This window comes from Bilophila sp., assembly GCF_057864385.1.
The window spans coordinates 35,222-61,031 of sequence record NZ_DBMAFI010000022.1 but is presented as its reverse complement, the minus strand read 5'-3'; the positions used below and the strand labels follow the sequence as shown (position 1 = coordinate 61,031).

The window sequence follows — 25,810 nt, the reverse complement described above, 5'->3', positions numbered from 1 at the left end:
GATCTTGATGGTTCTGAACTGGCCTTCGCTCGATCCCGAGAACAACCTCGGCTCCATCGTGAGCGAAGGCCAGTTCAGAACCATCATGGGCTACATCGAGAAGGGCAAGGCCGAAGGCGGGCATGTCCTCACCGGCGGCGCGCCCCTCGCCATCGGCAGCGGGCTGTTCATCCCGCCCACCATCTTCGACGGCGTGACCCCGGACATGACCATCGTCCGTGAGGAAATCTTCGGCCCCGTCACCGCCATCCTCCCCGCCGACAGCGACGAGGAAGCCGTAGGGCTCGCCAACGCCACCGCATACGGCTTGCAGGCCACCCTGTTCACCGAGGACGTCACCAAGGCCCACAAGTACGCCCGCGCGCTCAAGGCGGGCACCGTCTCCGTCAACTGCTTCAGCGAGGGCGACAACACCACGCCCTTCGGCGGCTACAAGCTCTCCGGGTTCGGCGGCAAGGACAAGGGCCGCGAATCCCACGACCAGTACACCGAAACCAAGACCATCTTCCTGAACCTCGACAGATAGAGCCTCCCCCACGCGGGCCGCTGCCCTTCCACGCCGGAACGTTCCCGTTCCCCGGAACCCGGCGGCCCGCCCCCTCCCCGGCCGAAAGCCCACGGGAAGGCGCATCCCCGGCGGGACATTCCGGGACGGCAACGGAACGGAAGCCCCGTGCGGCGGAAGGCGCAGGCAGGCTGGTTCGGGAGGGGAAAGGGAATCCCTTCCGAAGGGTTCCCTTCCCCAATGCCTCATTCAAACCCCTTCGCTTCCGTCCAGCCCCCGCCGAGCGCCTTGCACAGCCCGACCACGGCGGCGAGCTGGCGGCGGCGCGCCTCGGCCTGTTCCTGCCGGGCGGCCAAGAGCTGGCGGCGCACGTCGAGCAGGTCCATAACGCTGCTCAGGCCAGCATCATACTGCTTTTCCATGATCTCGTTGCTGCGCGCAAGCTCCTTCACCCGCTCCGTGCAGGCGGCGAGCGCCTTGCGGCTGATGCGGTTCCCGGCGAGGGCGTCGCGCGTCTCCGTGAAGGCGTTCTGTACGCTCCCCACATAGGCCGCCCGCGCTTCCTCGTATTTGGCCTCCGCCATGCGCTGCTTCGCCGTGAGCCTGCCGCCCTCGAACAGCGGCTGCGCCAGCCCGCCCATGATGCTCCATATCCGCGCCGGATCGAGGAATACCCGATCCAGATGCGTCGAGGAGTAGCCCCCCTCCGCCGTCAGCGAGAAGGACGGGAAGAACGCCGCGCGCGCCGCGCCGATGCGGGCGTTGGCGGCCATGAGGCGGCCTTCGGCGGAGCGGACGTCCGGGCGGCGCTGGAGCAGATCCGAAGGGATGCCCGAGGGCACGTCCGGCGGCGGTGCCAGTTCGCCGAGCGTCCGGCCTTCCTGAAAGGCCCGCCCCGCCCCGTCCACGATCCCGGCGGGGCTGAACCCCGCGAGCACGGCAAGCGCGCCTTCGCAGCGGATGCGCCGTTCCTCCAGATCATACAATTGCGCCTGCGTCTTGTCGCGTTCCGCAGCGAACCGCCGCAGCGTGGTTTCCGGCGACTGCCCGAGGCGGTAGCGCGTCTCATAGACCTTGCACGTCCGCTCGTAGGACTTGAGCATGTCGGCGGCGATCCGTTCCTGCTCCTGCAAGGTGCGGAGCTGAAAATACGCCAGCGCGGTTTCCGAGGCCACCGCCAGCCGGATCGTGTCGCGGGCGGCTTCGGTCGACAGCAGCTCGGCGCGGGCGGCCTCGTCCAGACGGCGGTACTTGCCCCACAGGTCAAGCTCGAAGCTCAGGAACCCGACCGCCTTGTACGCCTCCTGCGTCCGCGAGGCGTAGTGGTGCGTGAGCTCCTCCCCTTCCGTCATCAGGCGCTTGCCGTCCTGGCTCCGCAGGCCCACGGCAGGCAGGCGATCCGCAAAGGCGACGCCCGCCGCCGCGCTTGCCTCCTCGACCCGGGCCATCGCCTGCGCCAGATTGCTGTTGTGCGCGAGGGCCGCCTCCTCAAGGCGGTTCAGGGTGTCGTCATGGAAGACTTCCCACCAGCGTTCGCGGGTGAACAGCGCGCCGGGCTCGTCCGCCGCAACGGAAGCGGCGGGCAGATCCAGATCCGGGCGCTTGTAGTCCGGCCCGAGGGTGCACCCCGCCGCCAGCAGGCAGCACAGGAGCAGCCCCGCCAGCGGGAAGGCGGGACGCGGCAGCCGCGACCGGACGGCGGCCCACAGGCGGGACAGGCTATTCCGGGCATGGGCGCGCACGGCATGGGGGTGCGGGTCCACGCGGCGGCTCAGGAGGGCGCACACGAAAGCCACGCACGCCACCAGCGACAGGATGAGGAAGAGATGATCGAAGGTAAACACGGACGCCTGCTTTTTGATGGATGAGGACACGATGAGGAGCGCGTCGTGCCGGGACTGGGAGGGCGAGAGCCCCTGCCCGGCGAACAGCGCCGACCAGCGCGAAATGGAAGCCGAAGCCGCCGAGGAGCCCTGCGTCACCTGCGCGGCGATGAGGGCGAAATACCACTTGTTGAGGAGCACGCTCAGGGTGGTGATCGACCCCATGCACACGCACATGCTGAAGAAACGCACGCTGTTGATGGCCGGGAGCGTCTGCGGCTGCTTCTCCGGCGGGACGTTGCGCAGCAGGAAGGGCGTGGCCGAGGCGCTGCCCATCGCATAGCCGAAGCTCCGCAGGGCCAGCGGCACCGCCATGTGCCACCAGTCCGCGTTGGCGTCGAGCCGCGAGAGCAGGAGCCCGGCCCCGGCGATGCAGGCGATCCCGGCCAGGAGGAAGGGCTTGGGGTTGCCGTGCGTGGCGACCATGATGCCCGTCGGGACGACCGTCAGCACGAACACGCACAGCGGCAGCAGGAACATGAGCCCGATCTCCGACGGCGGGTAGCCGAGCACGTTGCGCATGAACAGGATCATCTGGATGCGCATCCCCACATGGCTGATCACGAGCAGGAGCGCCGCCATGACCGCCAGCCCCACGCCCTTGATGCGCAGGTTGCGCAGGTGCAGGAGCGGGGCCTCGGCGCTGAGGCAGGAGACGAGGAACAGGAACAGCGCGGAGACGGCGCAGAAAATCATGATCAGGATGAACGAGGAGTTCCAGCCGAAGGTCTGCCCGTAGCACACGACGATGAGCGTCGGCACGGCGAAGGCGATGAGGAAGGCGAACGAGCACCAGTCGAACGGCGGCATCCCGGCGGGGCGACTGTCCGGCAGCAGGGAGAAGAGGATCACGAGGCACGGCAGCGCCACTACGGGCGAGAGCAGGAACAGGGAGTGCCACGTCAGGAACTCCACAAGGAACCCGCCGAGCAGCGGGCTCAGGTTGGACCCGAACCCGATGAAGAAGCTCCAGATCGCCATCATGAGCCTGCGCGATTCCGGGGGCACGACCACAAACAGGATGCGCGCGGAAAGGCTCAGGAACAGCCCTCCCCCGAACCCCGCCAGCGCGTACCACAGGGTCATTTCGGTGAGCGAGCCGGAAGAGGCCGCCCCCACCCCGGCCACGGACACCACGCAGAGCGCGAGGAAGAGCGCCCCGCGCAGGCCGAGCCCGGCATGGATGTGGTTTACCAGCGGCTGCACCAGCCCCATGATCAGGAGGTTGCCGAGCGCCAGCCGCCCGAGGTCGATGAGATCCGCGTTGAAGTCGCCGGAAAGCGCCAGATAGGCCGAGCTGAGCATGGCCATGTTGGAAATCGGCAGCATCCCGCCGATGAAGGCCACAAGGATCAGGATGCCCTGCCGGGCGCTCCGGTGCGGGACCGAGCCGATTTCCGGCGCGGCGAAGAAACGGGCGAGGGCGTCCCCCGCCGCAATCAGGGAAACAGGCATGGCATCACCTTCCGGGCCGCCGCGTTAGAGCTGGATTTCAATGGTTCCCTGCATCCCGATGCGGAACACCACCTCGGGCTCGCCGGGGTCCGTTTCCGGGCTGTCGAGGCGCGGCAGGGAAATCTTCACCGGGACGCGCTGCATGATCTTGGTGAAGTAGCCCGCGACGTTCTCGGTGGAAATCAGGGAAAACACGGAGCACGCCGCCGGGTTGATCTCATAGATGCGCCCGGAGAAGGTGCGGCCCGGATAGCCGTCGATGGTGAACGTCACGTCCTGCCCCACGCGGATCTGCCCGATGCGGGTTTCCTCGATGCGGGCGTTGAGCCAGATGTCGTCGGTATTGACGAGCGTAAACAGCTTCTGCCCCGCCGCCACCAGTTCCCCGGCGCTCACGAGCTTCTGGGCCACGACGCCGTTGACCGGGGAAGGGATCACGCTGTCCTGGCACAGCACGTTGATCTCGTCGAGTTCGGCCTGCGCCTGCATGACCTGAGCTTCGGCGGCCCGGATGACTTCCGGGCGCGAGCCTTCCTTCTTGAGGGCAAGCTCCTCCTGCGCGGCGGCGACGTTGGCCTGCGCCGCACGGTAGGCGGAACTCGCGGCGTCCCGGTCGGCCTGCGTCACCCCGCCGTCGTTGCGGGCAAGCTGCTCCATGCGCCGGAAGTCGCGCCCCGCCCGCTCCAGCATGGCCTGCGCCTGATCCAGATGGGCCTGCGCCGCCATGATCTCCTGCCGCCGGAACCCGGCCTTGGCGTCCTCCCAGCGGGCCTTGGCAAGCTCGAGCGCGGCCTCGGCCTTGGCTTTGCGGGCCATGACGCTGCGGCTGTCGATGCGCACGAGCCCCTGCCCCTTGCGCACCGTGTCGCCCTCGTTCACCATGACCTGCACCACCCTGTCGGACAGGCGGGAAGCCACGCTGACGAGCGTCCCCTCAATGCGGGAGTCGTTGGTGATCAGGACGCAGTGGGTGCGGTACCACAGCCAGATGCCGCCGATGATCCCCGCACACAAAACCACGCCGAACGCATACAGCACGGGCTTTCTGACGCTTACCGCCATGCTTCGCCTTCCTTCGGGGCAACGCCGCCGATGAATACGGACACCGCGTTTTCGATGTATTCGTCCCGGACCAGCCCCGGGCGCTTGCGCCCGATCACCAGCGTCATGACGAAGCCGAAAATGAGGTTCCAAAACAGCGAGGAAACATACAGGCTGTCCAGCTGCCGGATGTGCCCGCGCCGGATCATCTCCTCGAAATACGCCCGCAGGCGCTCGCGGAACGAGGTGACGTCGCTGACCAGCTCCGTGCTGTGCTCGTCGATCTGCCCGATGGCGCTGAAATAAATCCGCCAGATGCCGATCCGCTGCTCGGCGATGTCCATGTAGCGGCGCATGAAATGGCGCAGGTCGTGCTCAAGCTCCCAGCGGACATGCGTGGTGAAGACGTCCTCGATCATTTCCGCATACGGCGCCCGGCGCATGGCCGCCATCAGCATGGCGTACTTGGAAGGGAAATGCCGGAACACGGTCATCTCGCTGAGGCCGACGGCCTTGGCGATTTCCCGTACAGACACGGGGTTGTAGCCTTTCGTATTCATGAGCCCGATGGCCGCATCAAGGATGCGGTCCGCCGTGGAAGTGGTACCCGGTTTCGCCGTCATGCCGTCCATCCTGAAAGAAAAACGTTTTGCCCTCTCCGCCCCGGCGGGGAGCCGCGCGGGGAGTCCTGACATTGCAAGCTGGCGGAGGGGCCCCCCGCGAACCCGGCGGGCGGGCAGGGAATCCCCGCAGCGCGTGAGTTAGTATAACTAACATTCCGGGCTGTCAAGCGGCCCTCCCCGCTTCCCTGTATGCCCTGCGCCAAGGTTGGAGAGGATTTCTTCCATCCCCTCAGCCGCTTCCCCCGCTCGCAATATATCCCAAGAAGAAACTGTAACGGCGGTTTCCACCCCCAGGATGCGGCGGAAGAATGTCTCCTAGGAGGAAGATGGAGAGGCCACACGCAGCGGGCGGCAGGGAACGGAACAGCGGCAAGGATGGAAAAAGGTCTTGGAGCTCAGCTATATAAGATATCTATCTGATTTTAATGCACTTCGCCATAGGCAACATCCATCTTTTTTGGGAGGCTCTGGCATAGCAGGTGGTTGTTTTATCTCCACAGTATAGTGAAAATACAGATGTTTTCTCCAGTTTTCCGTTGATTGACTCAGTGCTTGGGACATTTTATTGATTATTCCTTCGGAATTTCAAGAAATAAAGCATCAACTTTTTTCTATGACACAACCTTTTGGGAAAGCCATGCGCGATCCAGTACATGGCACTGCCTGAGCACAAGCACTCCCTTTCGGGGAAAGCAGTCCGAGGAGACGTTTCGAGCGCCGAGAAGAAGATAAGCGGGGGAACGGGCGGAACCAAACGGCCCCGGCTCGCCCGGCATGTTGATTCGACGCGCCATGCGCCCGTACCGCCTCACTCCCAGTTTTTGAAGCCGAGCCCCACCACTTCCGTCACATCGGAGAAAATAAGGAACGCTTCCTGGTCGATTTCCGCGATATACCGCCGCAAATCTACTGTCTGCCGCCGGGTGAGCACGACAAGCAGCATGTCATGGGGCCGATCAGAATACGCCCCTTTCGCCGGGATGACGGTCGCAGAACGATCAAGCTCCTTGAGGATAAAGTCCGCGATGTCCTGCGTGCGCTTGCTGATGATCAAAACCTGGCTGCGCCTGTCGAATGATTTCAATACCCTGTCGATGGTCACCGTCTCCACGTACAGCAAAAGCCCGCCCATGAGGATCTTTTCGATATCCACGACCACAAAGGACGCGAAGAGGATAACCACATTGATATAAAAGGACATTGACCCGATATCCACGCCCCAGCGCTTCCGGGCCACCATGACGATGACATCCGTCCCGCCGCTGGACGCCCCCACGCGGAAAAGCATCCCGAAGCCCACCCCGCCCACCGCCCCGGCCAGCAGCGCAGCGAGGATGGTATTGCCGATAACCGGATACTGGAACAGCTCGAAGGCAGGGATAGCCACGCTGGTCAGGGCCGTCACGTACAACGTCCAGAGCGCGAACCGGAGGGACAGCGCCTTCCAGCCCCACAGCAACAGGACGGCGTTGCCGATACTGAGCACCCATGCCGGGGATATCCCCCACGCATAATTGCTGATCAAAGCAAGCCCAAGCACGCCGCCGCCCGCGAACTGATACGGCACCGTCAGCCCGACGACCGCGAAACACGTCAACAAGGTGCCGAGGGTGGCGGCCAACAGGGTATGCCACTCACGCCGTAACGACAGGTGCGGGTTCCGCAGCACATGCCCCTTCAAAAGCCCCATATCTATATCCTGTAAAAAAGCTATGTTGTACAAATAGTTAGAGAGATGTCTCCCCTTCCTTAAGCCATCCCCAAAGCCTTGGCAATCCGCCCTGAAAGCGTATCCCACGGCCCGGACAAGAGCCACTCCCCTCTCGCCCCCTTTCCCGCTCCAGCCTTCACAACGCCCTTCATTACTCTTTATTTCACTATTAAGAGCAACATTTTTTGAAAGAGGTAACATAGCTTTTTTCCTAGGCTATTGACCTGTTATCCTGCGTGGGTTATGCTCAAATCAAACCTAACGGCGGATCTCATGACGTTGTTCCCCTTTGCCAAGAACAGGCTCTTTATCAAGAGTTTATTGAGCATACTGATGCTGCTTACGCTGTTCTGCACGCCTGACGTGCCGAGGGCAAATGCTTCTTTTGACACTCTCATCACAATAAGCCTCTCCCCCAGTGAATACCTGCCCCTCGAAACGGAGCAGGTCGCCGCCATTATCCGAACAAATAAGGTTCTTCTCCCTGAACGGGGACTCAACAGGGAAACAGGGTTCCCACTCCTCGCCCTGCTTTTCCTCCTGCTCTATCCGCTCTGCACGCGCTCGCTCAGGACGCTCTCATGGGCGGATCTCCTCCTGCCCAAGCTTGCTGAAATCCGTGGCATGCTGCCACTCCCCGGCGCGCCGCCCTTCCATCGGATCTCCTTCGTTTCCACTATCAAGGCTTGCGGATAACGCACATTTCCCACGGTCAGGGACGCCGCCAAAAGGGCGTGCCGGAGCCGCGAGGCGGCTAGCCCCGCCTTGGCGGGACACTTCGCCCTTCCCTGAAAAACGACAAGGAGTTCTTATGGATCTCGGATTGAAGGTTATCCTCATTTGCGCCGCTTTCATGCTTCTTAGCACGGTTCTCGGACTCATCGGCAAGAAGCTCGCCGACTAGCTCGCCCTGCAACGTCATATCCTCGGAATCCGGGAGGCTGCCGCTTCGGCGGCGTGCTTCCCGGTTCTCCCTCAACAAGCGATAACGGCACGCTTTTTCCTCCCTTTCTCCCCTTTCCAGCCTTGAAGCCGCTTTTTAAAGAGAAAGGCTCTGTCTCTGTTAGAATGTGGCTGTTTTATCTCCACAGTATGGTGAAAATAGAGACTTTTTCTCCAAGCTTTCCGTTGGCGGATTCTCTGGTTGGGGGATTTTATTGGCTATTCCCTTGGAATTTTGGAGAAATAAGGCATCAACCATTTCCTATGTAGTGCGGTGAAAATACAGCTTTTTTATACAGTTTTCCTATTGCGGAATCCAACGCTAAGGCATTCTGTTGGTTATTCCTTTGGAACTTCAAGGAAAAAAGCGTCAACCATTTTCTATGACACAGCCAATAAACAATAGAAAGGGGCCGAAACGATCCGGCCCCTTCAACTTATTCACCGATGGTGTATTCAACCCACGGCAGGCTGACCACACGCACCTGCTTGAGGAAGGCCACAACATCATCCGGGCCGTGATAGCGGGTCACCTTGAGATCATCGTAACTCAACATCGCTACCGGAACGCCGGGAAAGAGGGCTTGGGCGCGTTCCGAAAACGCTTCCAGTTCGCTGGAGTTCAGAAACAGCTTGGGGTCGACCAGCACCACCGCGAAATCTAATCCGCATTGCGTCACTCGCGCCGCTTGCAATTTCGGCATCGTCATATCCTTTAGGTTTCGGTTATGCCTTTTCAGGAAACTCCCCCTCCATTGAGGTGAGATTTTCTGTTTGTACGTCTTCTTTGTCCAAAAGGCTACGCCCCGCACGCACCCCCGCCGCACATTTTCATTTGAAACATCCCCGATCCGGGCTACAGCCAAAAGGACATTACACTTAGAGGAGAACGCCATGCCCAATCATGCGGCCTTCAGTTGGAAGTTTCACAGAATCGGCGGCCTGGATCAGGTGACCTTGCGGACGCCTGAAGAATTGCTGCACCTCGACGAGCTTGACCCCAAGCTCTGGGTCGCACTCAGTTGCCCCATCGACAAGCTCCAGTTTGACGCCCGGACGCTGGAACTGCTTGACGCCGACAAAGACGGACGCATCCGCATTCAGGAAGTCCTTGATGCCGTACGCTGGACTGTAGCCCGTCTCAGCGATCCCGCGCTGCTGGCCGAAAGCCGTCCGGGGTTGGCTCTTGAGGAAATCAGGCAGGATACGGATGAAGGCCGCCTGCTGTATGCCGCCGCAAGCCGTATCCTCACGCAAAACGGAAAAGAGGGGCCCCTCACACAGGAAGATGTGATGGGAGCCATTGACGCGGCGACACAGACGGCCTTCAACGGCGACGGGGTGATGACGCCGCACCCTTCCTTCGCTCCCGATATGAACCGCTTCATCGAAGACATCATCACAACCACGGGCGGAGCGACCGATGTTGGAGGCCAGCAAGGCGCCACGCTTGAACTGGCCCAAACATTTATGCGCAACATACAGGATTACAAGGCGTGGTTCAACGAGCTTGCGGCCTATGCGGACACGTTTCCGCTTGGTTCCGGCACGGACACGGCCTTCCGGGTTTTCCAGTCCGTCCAATCCAAAATCGATGACTACTTCACGCGCTGTCGACTTGTCGCCTTTGACGTTCGGGCCTCGGATGCGCTCAATGCCCCGGAAACGGTTTTTGCCCAGCTTGTCGATCACGACCTCAATACGAATGACGAGGCCATGCGCGAACTGCCCCTCGCGCATATCGCGGCGGATCAGCCGCTTCCTCTTGAAAAAGGCCTCAACCCCGCATGGCGCGATCAGATCATCGCTCTGAAAGATACGATTGCCGTTCCCCTCCTTGGCGTACGGGACGAGCTGACCTCCGATAAATGGCAAGCCATCAAAACGCGTTTCGCCCCGTATGCGGAACTGGTTGCCCGCAAACCCGAAAGCGGCGTGGAACAACTCGGCATGGAACGGCTTGAAGAACTGCTCTCCAGCGATCTCCCCTCCCGTTTCGAGACGTTGGCGCAACAGGACGAAGAGGCGGCGGGCCACCTCAAAACGCTCACGGACGTGGAGCGCCTCGTCCTCTACCATCACCACCTGCACCGGCTGTTGATGAACTTCGTTTCCTTCTGCGACTTCTACGCCCTTTCACGGCCTACGACTTTTCAGATCGGCACGCTGTTCATCGACGGCAGAGGCTGCAATCTCTGCCTGCGCGTAGACGACATCACCAGCCACGCAGCACAGGCCCAGCCCAGCCATCTCTGCCTTGCCTATTGCGAGTGCTCACGCCTCGACACGGGCCAAAAAATGAATATCGTCGCTGCGGTTACGGCGGGTGACTCCAACCTGCTGTTACCGGGGCGGCACGGCGTTTTTGTGGACACGCAAGGCCAAAGCTGGGAAGCCGTTTTGGTCAAGCTGGTGGATAACCCCATCAGCATCCGTACAGCCATGTTCGCGCCTTACAAACGGTTCGGGCGCATGATCACCGACCAGCTCGAAAAGCTGGCGTCGTCCAAAGATTCCGCGCTCATGTCCGACGCCTCCAAATCCATTGAAAAACTAGCCACGGATACCCAAAAGGATGCCAAACCGTTCGACATCGGGCGGAGCATGGGGATCTTCGCGGCTATCGGGCTCGCCCTCGGCGCCATCGGCACGGCGCTCGCCAGCATCGCGGCGGCGTTGTTCGCTTTGTCGTGGTGGCAGTTCCCCCTGCTTTTCCTGGGGATCTTCCTGTGCATATCCGGCCCCTCCATGTTCCTTGCGTGGCTAAAATTGCGGCGCAGGACGCTTGGGCCAGTCCTTGACGCATCGGGGTGGGCGGTGAACAGCCAAATCCCCATCAATTTCATGCTCGGTTCCTGCCTGACCGACGCGGCGGCCCTGCCTCCCAATGCCAGCCGCTCCTTTGACGATCCCTTCCGCAAACAGAACCGCTGGAAAAAATGGGCCGTGGCGTTCGGCGTCGCCTGCCTCGCCGCACTGCTCGCCGGAAGCGGCTATTGGGGCTGGAAAGAATATCAGAAGCGGCATTCGGCAAAACAGGAACAGGCCAGCGGCATCGCCGCTCCCAAGGTTCCCACCCCTCCGGTCAAGTAAGGGGCTTGCCCGCCCCGTGCTCAGAGGCTATCTGTAGCAACCGGCCTCCAACGGAGGCCTGCTACGGAGCCTTCAAGATGAAAACAACGTCCTTACGAATATTGCATACGTCCGACTGGCATATCGGGCGCACCCTCTACGGGCGCAGACGCTACGAAACCTTTTCCGCCTTCCTCGACTGGCTGGCGGATACAATCCGTGACCGGCAGGTCAATGTGCTCATCGTCGCCGGGGACGTGTTCGATACCAGCGCCCCAAGCAACCGTGCGCAAGAACTCTACTACCGCTTCCTCTGCCGGGTCGTGCCTTTCTGCCGCCACATCGTCGTAGTGGCGGGCAATCATGACTCGCCATCCTTCCTGACAGCCCCCAAAGAACTCCTGCGCGCCCTTAACGTCCATGTCGTAGGCGCAATCACGGACGACCCCAAACACGAAATCCTTCGGCTCAACGGCCCGGACGGTGAGCCTGAGCTCATCGTCTGCGCCGTCCCCTATCTGCGGGATCGGGACATCCGGGTGGTCGAGGCCGGCGAAAGCATTGAAGACAAGGAACGGAACCTCATCGACGGCATCCGCCGCCACTACGCCGCGGTCAGCGCGCAGGCCGAAACGTACCGGACGCGCCCGGATCTCCCCGTGCTCGCAACCGGGCACCTCTTCGCGTCGGGCGGCCAGACCGCCGACGGCGACGGCGTGCGCCAGCTCTATATCGGATCGCTCGCACAAGTGACCGCCGACTGCTTCCCGGACACCATCGACTATCTCGCCCTCGGACATCTGCATATCCCGCAAAAAATCGGCGGCTCCGAAACCCGGCGCTACAGCGGTTCCCCCGTGCCCATGGGCTTCGGGGAACGCGGCGCCAAGAGCGTCTGCCTTGTGGATTTCGCGGGCCGTCAGGCATCCGTGGAGTGCGTTCCCGTTCCTGTTTTTCAGGAGCTGGAACGCATTGAAGGGGCATGGGAGGCCATCGAATCCCGGCTGAAAGCTCTTGCCGCCGAGGGCGGACGCCCGTGGCTCGAAATCATCTATACGGGCAGCGAACTCATCAGCGATCTCCGTGACCGGGTCGAAACGCTTACGGCGGGAACGGACATGGAAGTCCTGCGCATCAAGAACGCCCGGCTCATGGAACGCGCCCTGGAACGGGATGACGATGCCGACACGCTGGATGCGCTGGACGTCTACGAAGTGTTTGAACGCTGCCTCGCCGCCCACGGCGTGCCCGACGAGCAAAGGCCGGATCTCCGTCTGGCCTACAGGGAAACCGTCGCCTCATTTCTCGAAGAAGACCCTCACGCCTAACGGAAACACCATGCGCATTCTCCAGATCCGCTTCAAAAACCTCAATTCCCTTGTCGGGGAATGGGCCATCGATCTTACGCACCCGGCTTTTCTGTCGGACGGCATTTTCGTCATCACCGGCCCCACGGGTGCGGGCAAGACGACCATCCTCGATGCCGTGTGCCTTGCCTTGTATGGGCGTACGCCGCGCCTGCCCCGCGTCACCAAAAGCGAAAACGAAATCATGTCCCGCCAGACCGGAGAATGCTTCGCCGAAGTCACTTTTGAAACGCGGGCGGGCACGTTCCGCTGTCATTGGGGCCAAAGGCGGGCGAGGAAAAAAGCCTCCGGGGAATTGCAGGCCCCCCGCCGCGAACTTTCCGACGCCGCTTCGGGCCGGCTTATCGAGAACTCTATCCAGGGTGTGAACGACAAGGTGGAAGAAGCCACCGGAATGAATTTCGAACGATTCACGCGCTCCATGCTCCTTGCGCAGGGGGGATTCGCCGCGTTCCTGCAAGCGCCTGCGGATCAGCGCGCCCCCATTCTGGAACAGCTCACGGGTACGGAAGTCTATTCGGATATCTCTAAATGCGTACATGCGCGGGTCGTGCTTGAGCGCACCAGGCTTGAAACGCTGGAGGCGGAGCTGGCGGGCATCCACCTCCTTGAAGAAGCGGAAGAACAGCGCCTCCATGCGGATCTGGCCTCCTTGATCGAGCAGGCTTCCGAAGCGGCGCGGCAGTCCGACCGGACGCAACAGGCCCTGCTCTGGCTGGAGGGCATCCGTACCCTTCAGGCTGAACTTGCCATGCTGGAAAGCCGCAAGAAGCAGCTTGCGGAACGGATTGAAGCGTTTCAGCCGGAACGTCATCAACTGGAACGTGCCAACAAAGCGCTGGAACTTTCCGGGGCGTATGCCGGGCTCGTCTCCCTCCGAAATGCCCAGACGCAGGATCTCCGGCAGCAAAAGGAATACGCCGAGGCGTTGCCCGCGTGCGAAACCGAATTGCGGCAAACGGAAGCGGCGTTCGCTTCAGCAGGGACAGTGCTGGAACAGGGCAAGCGGGAACGTGAGCAAGGCTTGCGGACAATCCGCGTCGTGCGGGAATATGATGTCAAAATTCTTGAAAAAGAGACGGCCCTGTCCGCCCTCAAACGGGAACTTGCCGAGCGGGAAAACGCCTTTGCCGCCGCGCAGTCGGCCCATCAAACCCTGAACGCACAGCTTGCCGACACACGAACCGGCCTCACGGAAGTGCTTGCCGCCCTGCAACGCACGGCGGCGGATCAGGGGCTTGTCGAAAACCTGTCCGCCATACAGCATTCCTGTGGACAGTTGCGCCAACTGGCCGAAACGGGACGCGAAAAGAAGCGCGCCGTCGAAACGGCGTTGTCCCGCCAGCAAGAGACGGCCCAAGCGCATAAGAACGCGCTTGCCCTCAAGGAACGGCAGGAACGGGAAACAGCCCGTCTGGAACAAGCGGTTGCCCTGCGCCGGAAAACGCTGACGGAGCTCTTGGGTGATCGGAACGTCGCCGACTGGCGGGCACGCCTTGTGGACGCGGCAACCCGCAGCGGCCTGCTGGACAAAGCGGAAGAAGCCCTGCGGCGCTATGAAGCCTGCCTCATGGGAATCAAGGGGCTTGAGCAGCGGCAAGAAAAACGTGCCCGCAATGAGGCCGAACTCACGCAGCGCCTGCAAGCCGCCGAAAAAGAGCACCTCCGTCTGGAGGCGGAATATGAAAAACGGGAAGCGGAACAGGCCGAATACTCTCGCCTGCGGGCTTTTGAGGAAGCGCGTCGGCATCTCCATAATGGGGAACCGTGCCCGTTGTGCGGAGCCACGGAACATCCCTTTGCCGGACTTTCCGTCCCCGCCCCCGCCGCGCCGGAAGCCCATCTTGCACGGCTCAAGGATGATCTGAAGCGATCTGGAACCGCTTTAGCTTCCCTCCAAAGCGATCTCGCCGGGCTTTCGCGCGAACGGGAATGGGTGACGGAACAACTGCAAAAAGAAGCCGCCGCACTGTCCGAACACGAAACGCACATGCGCGAATGCCTCACCGCGCTGGCGCATCCCTCCATCCCCCCTGCCCCCCAAGAGCAGCCGTTTCCTTCTTCCCTGCCCCTCTCGCTTCAAGGGCTGCGGGAAACGACGGAGGCCGAGCGGCGGCTGGCTGAACGCATCTTGCAGCAGGCCGAACAGGAGGACATCGGGCTGCAAGCCGACATGGCGGCATGGGAGAAGGCCCGGCACGAAGCGAACCGGCTGGAACTGGCCCTGCAAACCGCCCTCCACCATAAGGACAGTGCCGAACAGGAAGCCGTGCGCACCGAACGAGAGCGGTGTTCGCTGCTGGAACAGTACACGGCACTGCGCCAAGCCGTTTTGCGGGAACTGCGGCCTTACGGCATCGAAAGCCTCACGGTGGACGGGCTGGAGGGCTTGCTCCACAGCCTATCCGAACGGCGCGACCATTGGGCATCTCTGGAAAAACGGCGCGATCTTTTGCAACAAACTATGGGCGCGTTGGAGTTGGAATCCCAACATCTCGCTTCCCGGCTCCTCGATATGGGGAAGGATCTGGGCAAGCAGCGGGAGGCGGTACGTTCCTTGTCGGAGGGGCAGGAAAAGCTGCGGCTCGACCGGAGGCAACTGTTTGGGGACAAATCCCCGGATGAGGAAGAAAAACGGCTCAACGGGCTCGTCGAAGGAGCCGAAAAACGGCTTGAAAGCGTCCGCCAAACCGTCGATGCCGCCAGGCAGGGACTTGCGGGGCTGACCAGCAAAAAGGAGACGCTCGATCGCGCCATCGCGGAACGCCAGGCGCAGCTTGGGCCGCTGGAAGAGGATTTCCGGCTTCGCCTTTCGCAAACCGGCTTTGCCGACGAAACGGAATACCGGGATGCCTGCCTCACGGAAACGGTACGGAATACGTTGGCCCAGAAGGAACAGGGGCTGCTCACGGAGCGGGCCGAACTGGAAGCGCGCCTGGCCGACCGGATCGCGCAGTTGGCCGCCGAACGCGAAAAGCAGGTAACGGATCGCACCCAAGAAGAACTTGACGAAACGCTGGCAAGGCTTCGGGATACCCTCAAGAACCAGCAGGAAGCCATCGGCGGCCTGCGGCAGAAGCTCCATGATAACCATATGGTCAAGCTGGCGCATCAGAAACGCACGGCGGCGGTAGAGGCGCAGCGCCGCGAGTGCCGCCGCTGGAACAATCTGCACGATCTCATCGGCTCCGCCGACGGAAAAAAATACCGCAATTTCGTGCAGATGTTGACGTTTGAAATCATGATCGAGCACGCAAACCGCCAGCTCCGGCGCATGACCGACCGGTATCTGCTTCTCCGCAGCAAGGAACAGCCGTTGGAACTCGACGTCATCGACGGCTATCAGGCTGGGGAAATCCGCTCCACCAAAAACCTTTCCGGCGGCGAGAGCTTCATTGTGAGCCTTGCTCTCGCCCTTGGCCTTTCGCAAATGGCGAGCAAGAAGGTACGGGTGGACTCCCTTTTCCTCGACGAAGGGTTCGGCACCCTGGATGAGGATACGCTGGACACCGCGCTGGATACGCTGGCCGGGCTGCACCGGGACGGCAAGCTCATCGGCGTGATTTCGCACGTGACGGCCTTGAAGGAACGCATCGGGACGCAGATACAGGTCACCCCGAAAACCGGAGGCCGCAGCGCCGTCAGCGGCCCCGGCTGCACTTCGGCATAAGGGCCCGGTATGGAGACAAAGCCTAATCCCCGATAACGTATCGCCTTTCCCCTTACAACAGGAAACCTGAGCGTTTTCCGGCTATCAGTCTCCGCTTGCCTCAGACGCAAAAGTCACCTATTCATCCTCCCACATCCTAAGGAGGAACAACAGTGGAACAAGGTATTGAACGTGAAAAGCTGGGGAGCCGCCTTGGTTTCCTGCTGCTATCGGCCGGCTGCGCCATCGGCCTCGGCAACGTCTGGCGCTTCCCCTTCATCACCGGAGCCTACGGTGGGGCGGCATTCGTCCTCATCTATCTCATTTTTCTCGTTATTCTCGGCCTTCCCATCATGGTGATGGAATTCTCCGTGGGCCGTGCCGCCCAACAGGGCATCGGCCTGGCTTTCCGCAAGCTGGAACCCAAGGGAACATTTTGGCATCTGTACGGTTACGGGGGCATCATCGGCTGCTACGTACTGATGATGTTCTATACGACCGTCACCGGCTGGATGCTGTCCTACTGCTGGTATATGGGTTCGGGCCAGCTTTCGGGCCTTACGCCCGAACAGATCGGCGCATTTTTCGGCGGGACGCTCGGCGATCCTTTTGATCAGGTCGGCTGGATGGCCGTTACGGTCATCGCCGGGTTCATTGTCTGCTCCATGGGCTTGCAGAGGGGCGTCGAACGCATCACCAAAATCATGATGGGCTGCTTGCTGATCGTCATGACCTTTCTAGTGCTCCGCTCCGTCACCCTGCCGGGGGCTGAAAAGGGCATCCTGTTCTATTTGAAGCCGGACTTCGGCAAGATGTTCCAGCACGGCATTTGGGAACCCATCTATGCCGCCATGGGACAGGCGTTCTTCACCCTGAGCCTCGGCATCGGCGCCATGACCATCTTCGGCAGCTACATCGGCAAACAGCGTTCCCTGACCGGCGAGTCCATCCACATCATGCTGTTGGATACGTTCGTCGCGCTCATGGCTGGCCTTATCATCTTCCCGGCCTGTTTCGCCTTCAACGTCGACGCGGGTTCCGGCCCCGGCCTTATATTCGTCACCCTTCCCAACGTATTCAACAGCATGCCCGGCGGCCAGCTGTGGGGTATGCTCTTCTTCGTCTTCATGAGCTTCGCGGCCCTCACCACGGTCATCGCCGTACTGGAAAACATCGTGGCTTACGGCATCGACGTGCTCGGTTGGACCCGTAAGAAGGCGGTCGCCGTCAACTTCGTTCTGGTCTTCCTGCTCTCCCTGCCCTGCGCCCTCGGCTTCAACGTGCTGTCCGACATCCAGCCCTTTGGCCCCGGCTCCATGATCCTCGATCTGGAAGACTTCATCGTCAGCAACAACCTGCTGCCCCTCGGCTCCATGGTGTTCCTGTTCTTCTGCTGCTACAAGCGCGGCTGGGGATGGGACAACTTCATCGCCGAAGCGGACGCCGGCAAGGGCCTCATGTTCCCGAAAGGCCTGCGCCTGTATGTCAAATATATTCTGCCCTTCATCGTCTTCTTTGTTTTCGTGCAGGGCTATATCGACAAGTTTTTCAAATAGCGCTTCAGGCGCGCCCGTTTCCGTATGGGGAAGGCTCCGGCCTTCCCTTTTTTATGTCCTAATGACGCGAACCTCTGATTCCCACTTATCACTGACAGCCGCCTTTCTGGTGCGGTATGCTGCAAGCCTGCCTGTTCCTCGAATCCAGCCGAACGTTCCGGGAACGGAATCCTTTTTCTGCGGAGGGCCCATGCGGAACCCCCATTGTACCACGCAGGCGCTGTTCAAACGGTGCGACGGAATCAAGGGCGGCGCGTCGTCCTCACCTCGGCGTTCTTTCCTTTTTCTATCGAAATCCTCAATACGGGAAGCGCCGCCGTACCGCCCCCCATCAGAAACCGGGGAAGTGCGTATCCTTTGGGATTCCTGCAACGTCAACTGCGGCAGCCGCTGCGCCCTGCGGGTGCACGTCAAAGACGGCGTGATCACCCATGTGGAGACGGACAACAACGGAGATGAGCGCTACGGTATGCAGCAGATCCGGGCCTGCCCGCTCGGCCGCTCCATGCGTCAGCGCATCCATGCCGAACAGCGTATCCCCTATCCTCTGTGCCGGGTGGCTACAGGATAGAAGGAAGTTCGAGCGCATCAGATGGGAGGAAGCCTTCGGGGAAATCGGGCAGGGGCTGCGCGGCACCGTAGACACCTACGGCAACGAGGCCGTCCATCAGAACTACGGCACGGGTGCGATCGGCAGTACCATAGGCAAAAGTCGGCCTCCGAACGCTACGCCCGTTACCCGGCTCATGAATCTTGTAGGCGGCTCCAGACCGTTATGCGGGTTGCTGCTGCGGATGGAACTTTCCCTACGGCGCGCCGCAGTTTACTCCGATACGCGAGGAGATGACCAAACGCGACTTCTGCCGCGGTTATCTTGAGTAAGGCCAGCCCTGTCCTGCGTCGCGGCCTGCCCCCTGCCGCGCGCTGGATTACAATGAATACGAAGAACTTGCTCAAGCGTTATGGGAAACAGGCCAGCATCGTACCGCTTCCAAGGCCGGAATTCACCCGCCCCTACTTCACCTGTGCTTCCAACCTTCATTCCAAACCGCAGGGCAACACTGAAGGGCTGCACGGGAAACATATCAGTAACCCCGGAGGAGTTTAGCCATGCACGGTTATCAGAGCCTCGCCATCTTCACCCTGCACGGTATTGGCCTTCATCCTTCAACTGTCGATGAACCCGTTACAACTCTTGTTGGTACAATCGCCGTTCTCCACCTAGCTACCGATAGCATTCGACGATCCTGCTCTTCAGCGTAACGCCGAACCCTCTGCTGTTCATCTGTAGCGGCGTCAACAAGATGCTTCCGGGCGCTTGCCGGGCCTGCCCCTGCCCGCTCTGGAGCAGGGCCGGTATCATTCTCCTGCTCATCGTGGCGGGTGAGGTTTGCGGACACTTCCCGCTCTACAGCGGCTGCACATGGTTCGGCATGTAACGAAAAACCCCGGTATGACCGGGGCTTTTCACAAAGGGAGGTTTATATGATTACCACATCGTTGGTTTTATTGTTCGTCGTCCTTGTGGCCTTCATGTTCTTTTTGAACAGGTAAACCCTATACTATTTCAAACGCGTTGAAGAAATAGCGGGTTTCAAAGGCCGCCGTTTCCGGCGCGTCGGAACCATGTACGGAGTTCGCCTCGAGGCTGACCGCATATTTCTTGCGGATTGTCCCCTCAGCGGCTTTTTCCGGATTGGTGGCGCCCATGAGTTCACGGTACCGATGGATGGCGTCCTCACCTTCCAGAATGGAGCAGACCACCGGGCCGGAACTCATATAATCGGTCAGGCTGTCAAAAAAAGGACGCTCCCGGTGTACGGCGTAAAACCCTTCCGCCTGTGCCTTGGTCATGTGGATCATCTTGAGGGCCACGACCTTGAGGCCAGCCCCCTGGATCATGGCAAGGATTTCGCCGGTCAGATTCCGTTGTACGGCATCGGGTTTGATCAGGGAAAGGGTACGCTCGATCATGTTTGTTCACTCCTGTAGGTAAAAAGGGAGAGCCGACACATGTCTTCCTGCCTAAAGGACTCCTCGGCAAAAAGCAATCACTCCGTACCGCCGCCTTCATATACTGATACCTTTCCCTTGCTTCTTTTCATTCCCCATACATGAAAACGGGGACGTATTTTCCTTCATACTCACCCCGGACAATAGATCGTGTCATCAATTATATATAATTTGTTGAAATTACTTAACTATTTCTTCAGGCTATAAAAATTATTTTAAATAATCTCAAATAGTTATATGTACCGCAACGACACAGCCTACGGGATGGATCGGATTGATGCGCTGGACTGCGGCGAACATATCGAAGATGCTCCATATACATTTACGGGAATTAAGCAATGCTGCACGCCCATCATTCACAAAAGTCATGAAGTGCCGTATCATGGGCCGAAAGGAGCATTTTCATGATACGGCACTATGATGAACTGAACAAATTAGACATGCCGCACAAAGGCGGCAAAGGGCATATCCTCGCTGTGGAACTGCTCAGCGGCGATGACTTCGCGGGCAAGGGCCGCCTTTTCAACCATTGCGTGCTCAAGCCCGGCTGTTCCGTCGGCCGACATCGCCATGTCGGTGATTTTGAAGTCTACCATGTCCTCAGCGGCACTGGCCTTTATTTCGACAATGGCGAGATGAAACCAGTAACCGCCGGTGACGTAATGATCTGTAAAGACGGCGAGGAACACATGCTGGAGAATAACGGCACTGAAGATCTTGAATTTATCGCCTTGATCCTCTATACGTAATCCTCATTTCAACACCCGAATAACAATCACTCGCATAACGGGTTGGTTATTGGTTCGATCGCTTCACCCCCTCAATAGGCTAAAAGCCATAATGCAAAGCTCTCCTTTGAGGAGAGCTTTTTTGTTGCACAACCCCTTACTGCTTTCCAATATGGACAAAAACCGTTTGATGCCGTGATGTATAGCGGAATGTTGCAGCGTTGACATAGAATTACGGTTACGTCTTTATATTGTTGTAACAAATCTGGGAAGAGTCCATACATATTTCCTTGTCATTCCTCCTCTCCTAAGTTTCTTTCTCAGCTATCTGTGCCCTGAGACGTTCACTTTTGCAATGAAAGATACATTTTAACTATATGAAATTCAAAATAATTTTTTTAAAATCATCGAGAAGGTGAACGTCTCGTGTCCTTCGGGGATTGACGAAAACCGCACATCAAATCTATAAGTTTGAGATCACAACCCCCGCCCGCCGCGAAGCATGATGGGAATCACATTTCCCCTTTCGTGGGAAACATGATGACACCCTATTCTATCTATTAGGAATAATAGATTAATTTTTTCATTAGAAAAATAGTGTTTCCGGCGTTCTCAAAGAGCCAAAAGTAGGTAATAGTATCGCCCGCACGGACGTTTGACGGTGTGCGTGCACGCTACTATCGTAGCTCCTGATGTAAACGGAACAGGAGAAAAATGCGGATGACGGAAGCCATCATTCAAATCCAGAACCTCGAAAAACGGTTCAGGAGCAAAAATACCGAAGTCTATGCCCTCCAAGGCATCAACCTGACCATACGGAAAGGGGATATTTTCGGGATCATCGGCAAAAGCGGAGCAGGGAAAAGCACGCTGGTGCGCTGCATCAACATGCTTGAGCGGCCCACCGGCGGCAGCGTCATGTTTGAAGGCAAAGACATGTGCCGTCTGGGTTCGCGGGATCTGCAAGTGGCCCGCCGCAGCATGGGCATGATCTTCCAGCAGTTCAACCTCCTCATGCAGCGCACGGCTGAGGAAAACATCTGTTTTCCCCTGGAGCTTGCCGGGGTCAAAAAGGACGCCGCCCGCGAACGGGCGCGTGAACTGCTTGAGCTCGTCAACCTGTCCGACCGGGCGCAGTCCTACCCGTCGCAGCTTTCAGGCGGGCAGAAGCAGCGCGTAGCCATCGCCCGCGCTCTGGCCACCAACCCCAAGATCCTCCTGTGCGATGAGGCCACCTCAGCCCTCGACCCCGCCACCACGGAATCCATCCTTTCGCTGATCAAGGACATCAACCGGCGTCTGGGGATCACCGCCGTCATCATCACGCACGAAATGAGCGTGATCGAGAAAATCTGCAATCAGGTCGCCATCATCAGCCACGGGCGGATTGCCGAAACGGGATCGGTCGAAGAGGTTTTCTTCCACCCCCAGACCGAAGAGGCGCGCCAGCTCGTCATCCCCGAAGCCTTGCAGGATATGCCGCACAGCAGGCTGTACCGGATCATCTTCAACGGCCGTTCCTCGTTCGAGCCGGTCATCAGCAATCTGGTGCTGGAATGCGGGGCCCCCGTCAACATCATGTTTGCCGACACGCGCGACATCGGCGGGACGGCATTCGGCCAGATGGTGCTGCAACTGCCGGACAACGAGGACGTCGTCCGGCGTATCGTCGCCTATGCCGACTCCAAGGGACTGATGCTGGAGGAAATGAAGAATGTTTGATCAGGCCACCATCGAAATGCTGCTTGAAGGCGTCGTGGACACGCTGTACATGACGCTGGTTTCCACCTTTTTTTCCTATGTGTTCGGGATGATGATGGGGACAGTCCTCGTCATCTGCCGTCAGGACGGCATCACGCCCCGGCCCATGCTCTATGCCGTGCTTGATGTCGTGGTGAACCTGACCCGCTCGTTCCCTTTCCTCATCCTCATGATCGCGGTCATTCCCCTGACCCGCCTGCTCGTGGGGACGACCATCGGCAACAACGCCACGGTCGTCCCGCTGGTCATCGCCGCCGCGCCCTTCGTGGCCCGGCTTGTGGAATCCTCCCTGCTGGAAGTCGACGGCGGCGTCATTGAGGCGGCGCAATCTATGGGGGCGTCCACCATGCAGATCATCATGAAGGTGCTTTTGCCCGAAGCGTTGCCTTCGCTCATCAACGGCAGCGCCATCGCAGCGACCACGATCCTCGGCTATTCCGCCATGTCGGGAGCCGTCGGCGGCGGGGGCCTCGGCAAGCTGGCGATCATGTACGGCTACAACCGTTACCAGACCGACATCATGTTCATCACCGTCGTCCTGCTCATCGTCATCGTGCAGGTGTTCCAGAGCTTCGGCAACTGGGCCACGAAGCGAAGCGACAGGCGCATTTCCTGATTTTTTCCGCGATAAACGGCTTCTTGGGCCCACGCCCGCGGCCGTGAACCTCTAACACTTGATAAGGATACGGTATCATGAAAAACTTTCGCTCCGCCCTTCTGGCCGCGGCCTTGTCCCTCGCCGTCGCCGCCGGCTCTGCAACCGCGGCTCAGGCCGCCACGAAAATCCGCGTCGGCGCTTCCCCGACGCCCCACGCGGAAATCCTCAAGGTCGCCAACGACGTTCTGAAACCGCAGGGTTACGAACTTCAGATCATCGAATATTCCGACTACGTGCAGCCCAATATGGCGCTCGAAGGCAAGGAGCTGGATGCCAACTTCTTCCAGCATAAACCCTATCTTGACGACTTCAATAAAGAAAAGGGTACCAAGCTGATATCCATCGGCACCGTGCACTATGAACCTTTCGGCATCTACGCCGGCAAGACGAAGTCCCTTGACGCCTTGAAGGACGGCGCTATGGTGGCCGTGCCCAATGACACCACCAACGAAGCCCGCGCCCTGCTCCTCCTCCAGTCCAACGGCCTCATCAAGCTGAAGGACGGCGCCGGACTCACCGCCACCCGCCGCGACATTGCGGAAAACCCCAAGAAGCTCAAGATCGAAGAAATCGAAGCGGCTCAGCTTGTCCGCGCCCTGCCTGACGTTGACCTCGCCATCATCAACGGCAATTACGCCATCCTCGGCGGCCTCAAAGTGGCCGATGCGCTGTCTGCCGAAAAAGCCGACTCCATCGCCGCGACGACCTACGCCAATATCCTCGCCGTACGCGCCGGAGATGAAAACCGCCCTGAACTCAAGGCGCTGATCAATGCCCTCAAGGGCGATCAGGTCAAGGAATTCATGACCAAGAAGTACGAAGGCGCCGTGGTTCCCGCCAACTAAGCCGCTTTTTGTCTCCCCGCCTTTATGCCCTGCCGGGACTCTCGGCAGGGCTTTTGTTTGCTGCGGCGAACTCCCCATTACCGAACCTGTTTTTTCCTGAATATTTCCGTACCGTCCGAAGACATCCCTTTTAGACATCCTTTCAATATCCTATAAGACTGTATTTTACTATGCTGTGGAGATAAAACAACATACTATGCTAGAGCCTTCTATAAATAAGTTCCACATGTGCTGAATACAGACATAGCAACACAGGATGCCCTTCTTTTAAGCAGTCTTGCAAGCATGAAAAAGCCTCACCGACAAGTAGCGGAGCAATGTGAAATGCTCATCTTTTCCCTTTGTGATGTCTATAGCTTTTGTCTGGTTTCATGCAGAAATACAGCCGACATTTCTTCAACGCTCCAATAGGGATACCGTATAAGGAGTATCTCCTCTCCATGATGGGGTGGTGTGTTCCCCCAAAGACATGCTGCGTACGTTTTTATTGGCTCTGTCATAGTATGTGGTTGCTTTATCTCCACAGCACGATGAAAATACGGCCTTTTTATCCAATTTTTTCGCTGAAGGACTCCAAGCTTGGATCATTTCATTGGTATTCTTTTGGAATTTCAAGAAATAAAGCATCAACCATTTCCTATGGCACAGCTTTTTATTTTTCCAACGCGGAAAGGGATGGGAAAAGGATAATTCTGAAAAACGGAATACATTGCCCCTAATAATGTATCACATTGCTTTACTTGACTTCTCAATCCAACGGGGATACCTGTTCACCCCGTTGCGCCTTAAACGGTTTCTGTAAAAGGCTGCGGGGCGCAGGTGGACGGGAACACTGTCAGCCGTCCCCCACAAAAAAGGAAGGCTGTGTCATAGAAAATGGTTGATGCTTTTTTCCTTGAAGCCCCAAAGGAATAACCTGCAAAATGCCTTAACCAGGGATTCCGCAATGGGAAAACTGGATAAAAAGGCTGTATTTCCACCGTGTGTGGAAATGAAGCAATCACATGCTATGACAGAGCCAAAAGAAAAAGCTCTCACCGGCTGAAGCATCCGGCAACTTTCCAAGGGAAAGTCAGCCGTCCGGATTGGGTCAAGGATGAAACACAGCAAACACATTCAAGTATCAGAATCATTCCTGCTCTGCGCCCTGCTGACGATGACGGGAGGGTTCCTTGATGTCTACACGTACATCACGCGGGGAGAGGTCTTTGCCAACGCACAGACGGGGAATATCGTGCTCCTTGGGCTGAATCTTGCAGAAGGCAACCTCAAGGAAGTCGCCCTTTACTTTTTCCCCATCATCGCGTTTGCCTTGGGCATTCTGTTCACAGAGTGGATACGGGCCAAATTCAAGGAATACGATCTGCTTCACTGGAGGCAGATTGTTGTTTTCTTTGAGGCGCTTCTTCTCTTTTTTCCGGCCTTCATGGCCTCCGGGGTATGGGATACTGCCGTCAACATCCTGATTTCCTTCGTCTGTGCCGTACAGGTGGAAAGTTTCAGAAAAGTCAATGGGCACAGTGTGGCGACGACCATGTGCACCGGCAATCTCCGTAGCGCCACTGAGCAGATATTCCATTATGTCCGCACGCGAGACCCCGATACAAAGAAAACCATCCTCAGCTACTACGAAATCGTTGTCTTTTTCGCGCTCGGCGCAACGCTGGGGGCCGCCCTGTCCACCCTCTTCGCTGAAAAAGCCATTCTGTTCTGCTGCCTCTTTCTTATCATAGCCTTCTTGAGCATGTTTGCGAAAGAAATATGAGCCCAAAGCCGCATCTAGGCCGTGTGGAAAAAACTGACGGACGTTTCGAGCGGAGGGCAAGACGGCCCGGAAGCCCCGGCTCCTTGCGCTCCCTATGCCTGTTTGAAAAGGATCTGTCACAGCATGTGATTGTTTCATCTCTACAGCACGGTGAAAATACAGCCTTTTTATCCAATTTTTCCTCTGGCTGGCTCTATAGCTGAGGCATTTTATTGGTTATTCCTTTGGAACTTCAA

General features: G+C 58.9%; 20 protein-coding genes. 12 read left to right on the top strand and 8 right to left on the bottom strand.

Features of this window, described 5'->3' with window-relative positions; genetic code table 11:
- The coding region (locus ACZM8Y_RS09110) for an aldehyde dehydrogenase family protein (protein WP_489501712.1) at positions 1 to 526 on the top strand (526 nt) is incomplete at its 5' end.
- Positions 527 to 750: 224 nt separating this feature from the next.
- Here ACZM8Y_RS09110 and ACZM8Y_RS09105 read toward each other — a convergent pair.
- The 4 genes from ACZM8Y_RS09105 to ACZM8Y_RS09090 all read right to left on the bottom strand — a co-directional run bounded on the left by ACZM8Y_RS09105 (position 751) and on the right by ACZM8Y_RS09090 (position 7,197).
- Positions 751 to 3,843: an efflux transporter outer membrane subunit gene (locus ACZM8Y_RS09105; protein WP_482330703.1), complete on the bottom strand. Its 3,093-nt coding sequence runs from the start codon at positions 3,841 to 3,843 to the stop codon at positions 751 to 753.
- A 24-nt stretch (positions 3,844 to 3,867) separates the two neighbouring features.
- Positions 3,868 to 4,905: an HlyD family secretion protein gene (locus ACZM8Y_RS09100; protein WP_479858399.1), complete on the bottom strand. Its 1,038-nt coding sequence runs from the start codon at positions 4,903 to 4,905 to the stop codon at positions 3,868 to 3,870.
- Positions 4,896 to 5,507, bottom strand: coding sequence for a TetR/AcrR family transcriptional regulator (locus ACZM8Y_RS09095; protein WP_005027572.1), 612 nt, complete (start codon positions 5,505 to 5,507; stop codon positions 4,896 to 4,898). The genes ACZM8Y_RS09100 and ACZM8Y_RS09095 overlap by 10 nt, the downstream gene beginning before the upstream one ends.
- A gap of 808 nt (positions 5,508 to 6,315) precedes the next feature.
- The gene (locus tag ACZM8Y_RS09090; RefSeq protein ID WP_479858400.1) at positions 6,316 to 7,197 is read right to left on the bottom strand and encodes a YitT family protein; all 882 of its coding nucleotides are present in this window, start codon (positions 7,195 to 7,197) and stop codon (positions 6,316 to 6,318) included.
- A 294-nt stretch (positions 7,198 to 7,491) separates the two neighbouring features.
- Here ACZM8Y_RS09090 and ACZM8Y_RS09085 point away from each other — a divergent pair, with 294 nt between their 5' ends.
- The gene (locus ACZM8Y_RS09085) at positions 7,492 to 7,914 is read left to right on the top strand and encodes a hypothetical protein (RefSeq protein WP_479858401.1); all 423 of its coding nucleotides are present in this window, start codon (positions 7,492 to 7,494) and stop codon (positions 7,912 to 7,914) included.
- A 683-nt stretch (positions 7,915 to 8,597) separates the two neighbouring features.
- Here ACZM8Y_RS09085 and ACZM8Y_RS09080 read toward each other — a convergent pair.
- Positions 8,598 to 8,864, bottom strand: coding sequence for a hypothetical protein (locus tag ACZM8Y_RS09080; RefSeq protein WP_479858402.1), 267 nt, complete (start codon positions 8,862 to 8,864; stop codon positions 8,598 to 8,600).
- Between the two features lie 190 nt (positions 8,865 to 9,054).
- On the opposite strand from ACZM8Y_RS09080, the gene ACZM8Y_RS09075 reads away from it, so the two are divergent.
- The 5 genes from ACZM8Y_RS09075 to ACZM8Y_RS09055 all read left to right on the top strand — a co-directional run bounded on the left by ACZM8Y_RS09075 (position 9,055) and on the right by ACZM8Y_RS09055 (position 18,375).
- The gene (locus ACZM8Y_RS09075) at positions 9,055 to 11,253 is read left to right on the top strand and encodes a hypothetical protein (protein WP_482330704.1); all 2,199 of its coding nucleotides are present in this window, start codon (positions 9,055 to 9,057) and stop codon (positions 11,251 to 11,253) included.
- A 77-nt stretch (positions 11,254 to 11,330) separates the two neighbouring features.
- Positions 11,331 to 12,560, top strand: coding sequence for an exonuclease SbcCD subunit D C-terminal domain-containing protein (locus ACZM8Y_RS09070; RefSeq protein ID WP_308771353.1), 1,230 nt, complete (start codon positions 11,331 to 11,333; stop codon positions 12,558 to 12,560).
- A 10-nt stretch (positions 12,561 to 12,570) separates the two neighbouring features.
- Complete coding sequence (locus ACZM8Y_RS09065) at positions 12,571 to 16,269, top strand: AAA family ATPase (RefSeq protein ID WP_482330707.1); 3,699 nt, start codon at positions 12,571 to 12,573, stop codon at positions 16,267 to 16,269.
- A 152-nt stretch (positions 16,270 to 16,421) separates the two neighbouring features.
- Entirely contained in the window at positions 16,422 to 17,804 is a 1,383-nt protein-coding gene (locus tag ACZM8Y_RS09060; RefSeq protein WP_302553169.1) for a sodium-dependent transporter, read from the top strand.
- 190 nt (positions 17,805 to 17,994) lie between these two features.
- A complete protein-coding gene (locus tag ACZM8Y_RS09055) occupies positions 17,995 to 18,375 on the top strand; it encodes a hypothetical protein (RefSeq protein ID WP_482330709.1) in 381 nt (126 codons plus the stop codon).
- A gap of 654 nt (positions 18,376 to 19,029) precedes the next feature.
- Here the strand turns inward: ACZM8Y_RS09055 and ACZM8Y_RS09050 are convergent.
- Together ACZM8Y_RS09050 and ndk are read right to left on the bottom strand one after the other, a co-directional pair.
- Positions 19,030 to 19,179 (bottom strand): hypothetical protein, encoded by a 150-nt coding sequence (locus ACZM8Y_RS09050; RefSeq protein ID WP_489501711.1) that lies wholly within the window; start codon positions 19,177 to 19,179, stop codon positions 19,030 to 19,032.
- A 182-nt stretch (positions 19,180 to 19,361) separates the two neighbouring features.
- Positions 19,362 to 19,778, bottom strand: coding sequence for a nucleoside-diphosphate kinase (gene ndk / locus ACZM8Y_RS09045; protein ID WP_337432122.1), 417 nt, complete (start codon positions 19,776 to 19,778; stop codon positions 19,362 to 19,364).
- A 443-nt stretch (positions 19,779 to 20,221) separates the two neighbouring features.
- On the opposite strand from ndk, the gene ACZM8Y_RS09040 reads away from it, so the two are divergent.
- From ACZM8Y_RS09040 to ACZM8Y_RS09025, 4 genes are all read left to right on the top strand, one after another.
- Positions 20,222 to 20,566: a cupin domain-containing protein gene (locus tag ACZM8Y_RS09040; RefSeq protein WP_302551613.1), complete on the top strand. Its 345-nt coding sequence runs from the start codon at positions 20,222 to 20,224 to the stop codon at positions 20,564 to 20,566.
- Positions 20,567 to 21,259: 693 nt separating this feature from the next.
- Positions 21,260 to 22,267 carry a methionine ABC transporter ATP-binding protein gene (locus tag ACZM8Y_RS09035; RefSeq protein WP_302551612.1) on the top strand — a complete coding sequence of 336 codons (1,008 nt, stop codon included), beginning with the start codon at positions 21,260 to 21,262 and terminating at the stop codon, positions 22,265 to 22,267.
- Entirely contained in the window at positions 22,260 to 22,922 is a 663-nt protein-coding gene (locus ACZM8Y_RS09030; RefSeq protein WP_308771239.1) for a methionine ABC transporter permease, read from the top strand. Before ACZM8Y_RS09035 ends, ACZM8Y_RS09030 begins: the two co-directional genes overlap by 8 nt.
- Before the next feature lie 77 nt (positions 22,923 to 22,999).
- The gene (locus ACZM8Y_RS09025; protein WP_302551610.1) at positions 23,000 to 23,809 is read left to right on the top strand and encodes a MetQ/NlpA family ABC transporter substrate-binding protein; all 810 of its coding nucleotides are present in this window, start codon (positions 23,000 to 23,002) and stop codon (positions 23,807 to 23,809) included.
- A gap of 396 nt (positions 23,810 to 24,205) precedes the next feature.
- Here ACZM8Y_RS09025 and ACZM8Y_RS09020 read toward each other — a convergent pair whose 3' ends face one another.
- Positions 24,206 to 24,436 carry a hypothetical protein gene (locus ACZM8Y_RS09020; RefSeq protein ID WP_483971659.1) on the bottom strand — a complete coding sequence of 77 codons (231 nt, stop codon included), beginning with the start codon at positions 24,434 to 24,436 and terminating at the stop codon, positions 24,206 to 24,208.
- 469 nt (positions 24,437 to 24,905) lie between these two features.
- Here ACZM8Y_RS09020 and ACZM8Y_RS09015 point away from each other — a divergent pair, with 469 nt between their 5' ends.
- Positions 24,906 to 25,574, top strand: a complete 669-nt coding sequence (locus ACZM8Y_RS09015; RefSeq protein ID WP_302551609.1) for a YoaK family protein — start codon at positions 24,906 to 24,908, stop codon at positions 25,572 to 25,574.
- Positions 25,575 to 25,810 lie beyond the last annotated feature (236 nt).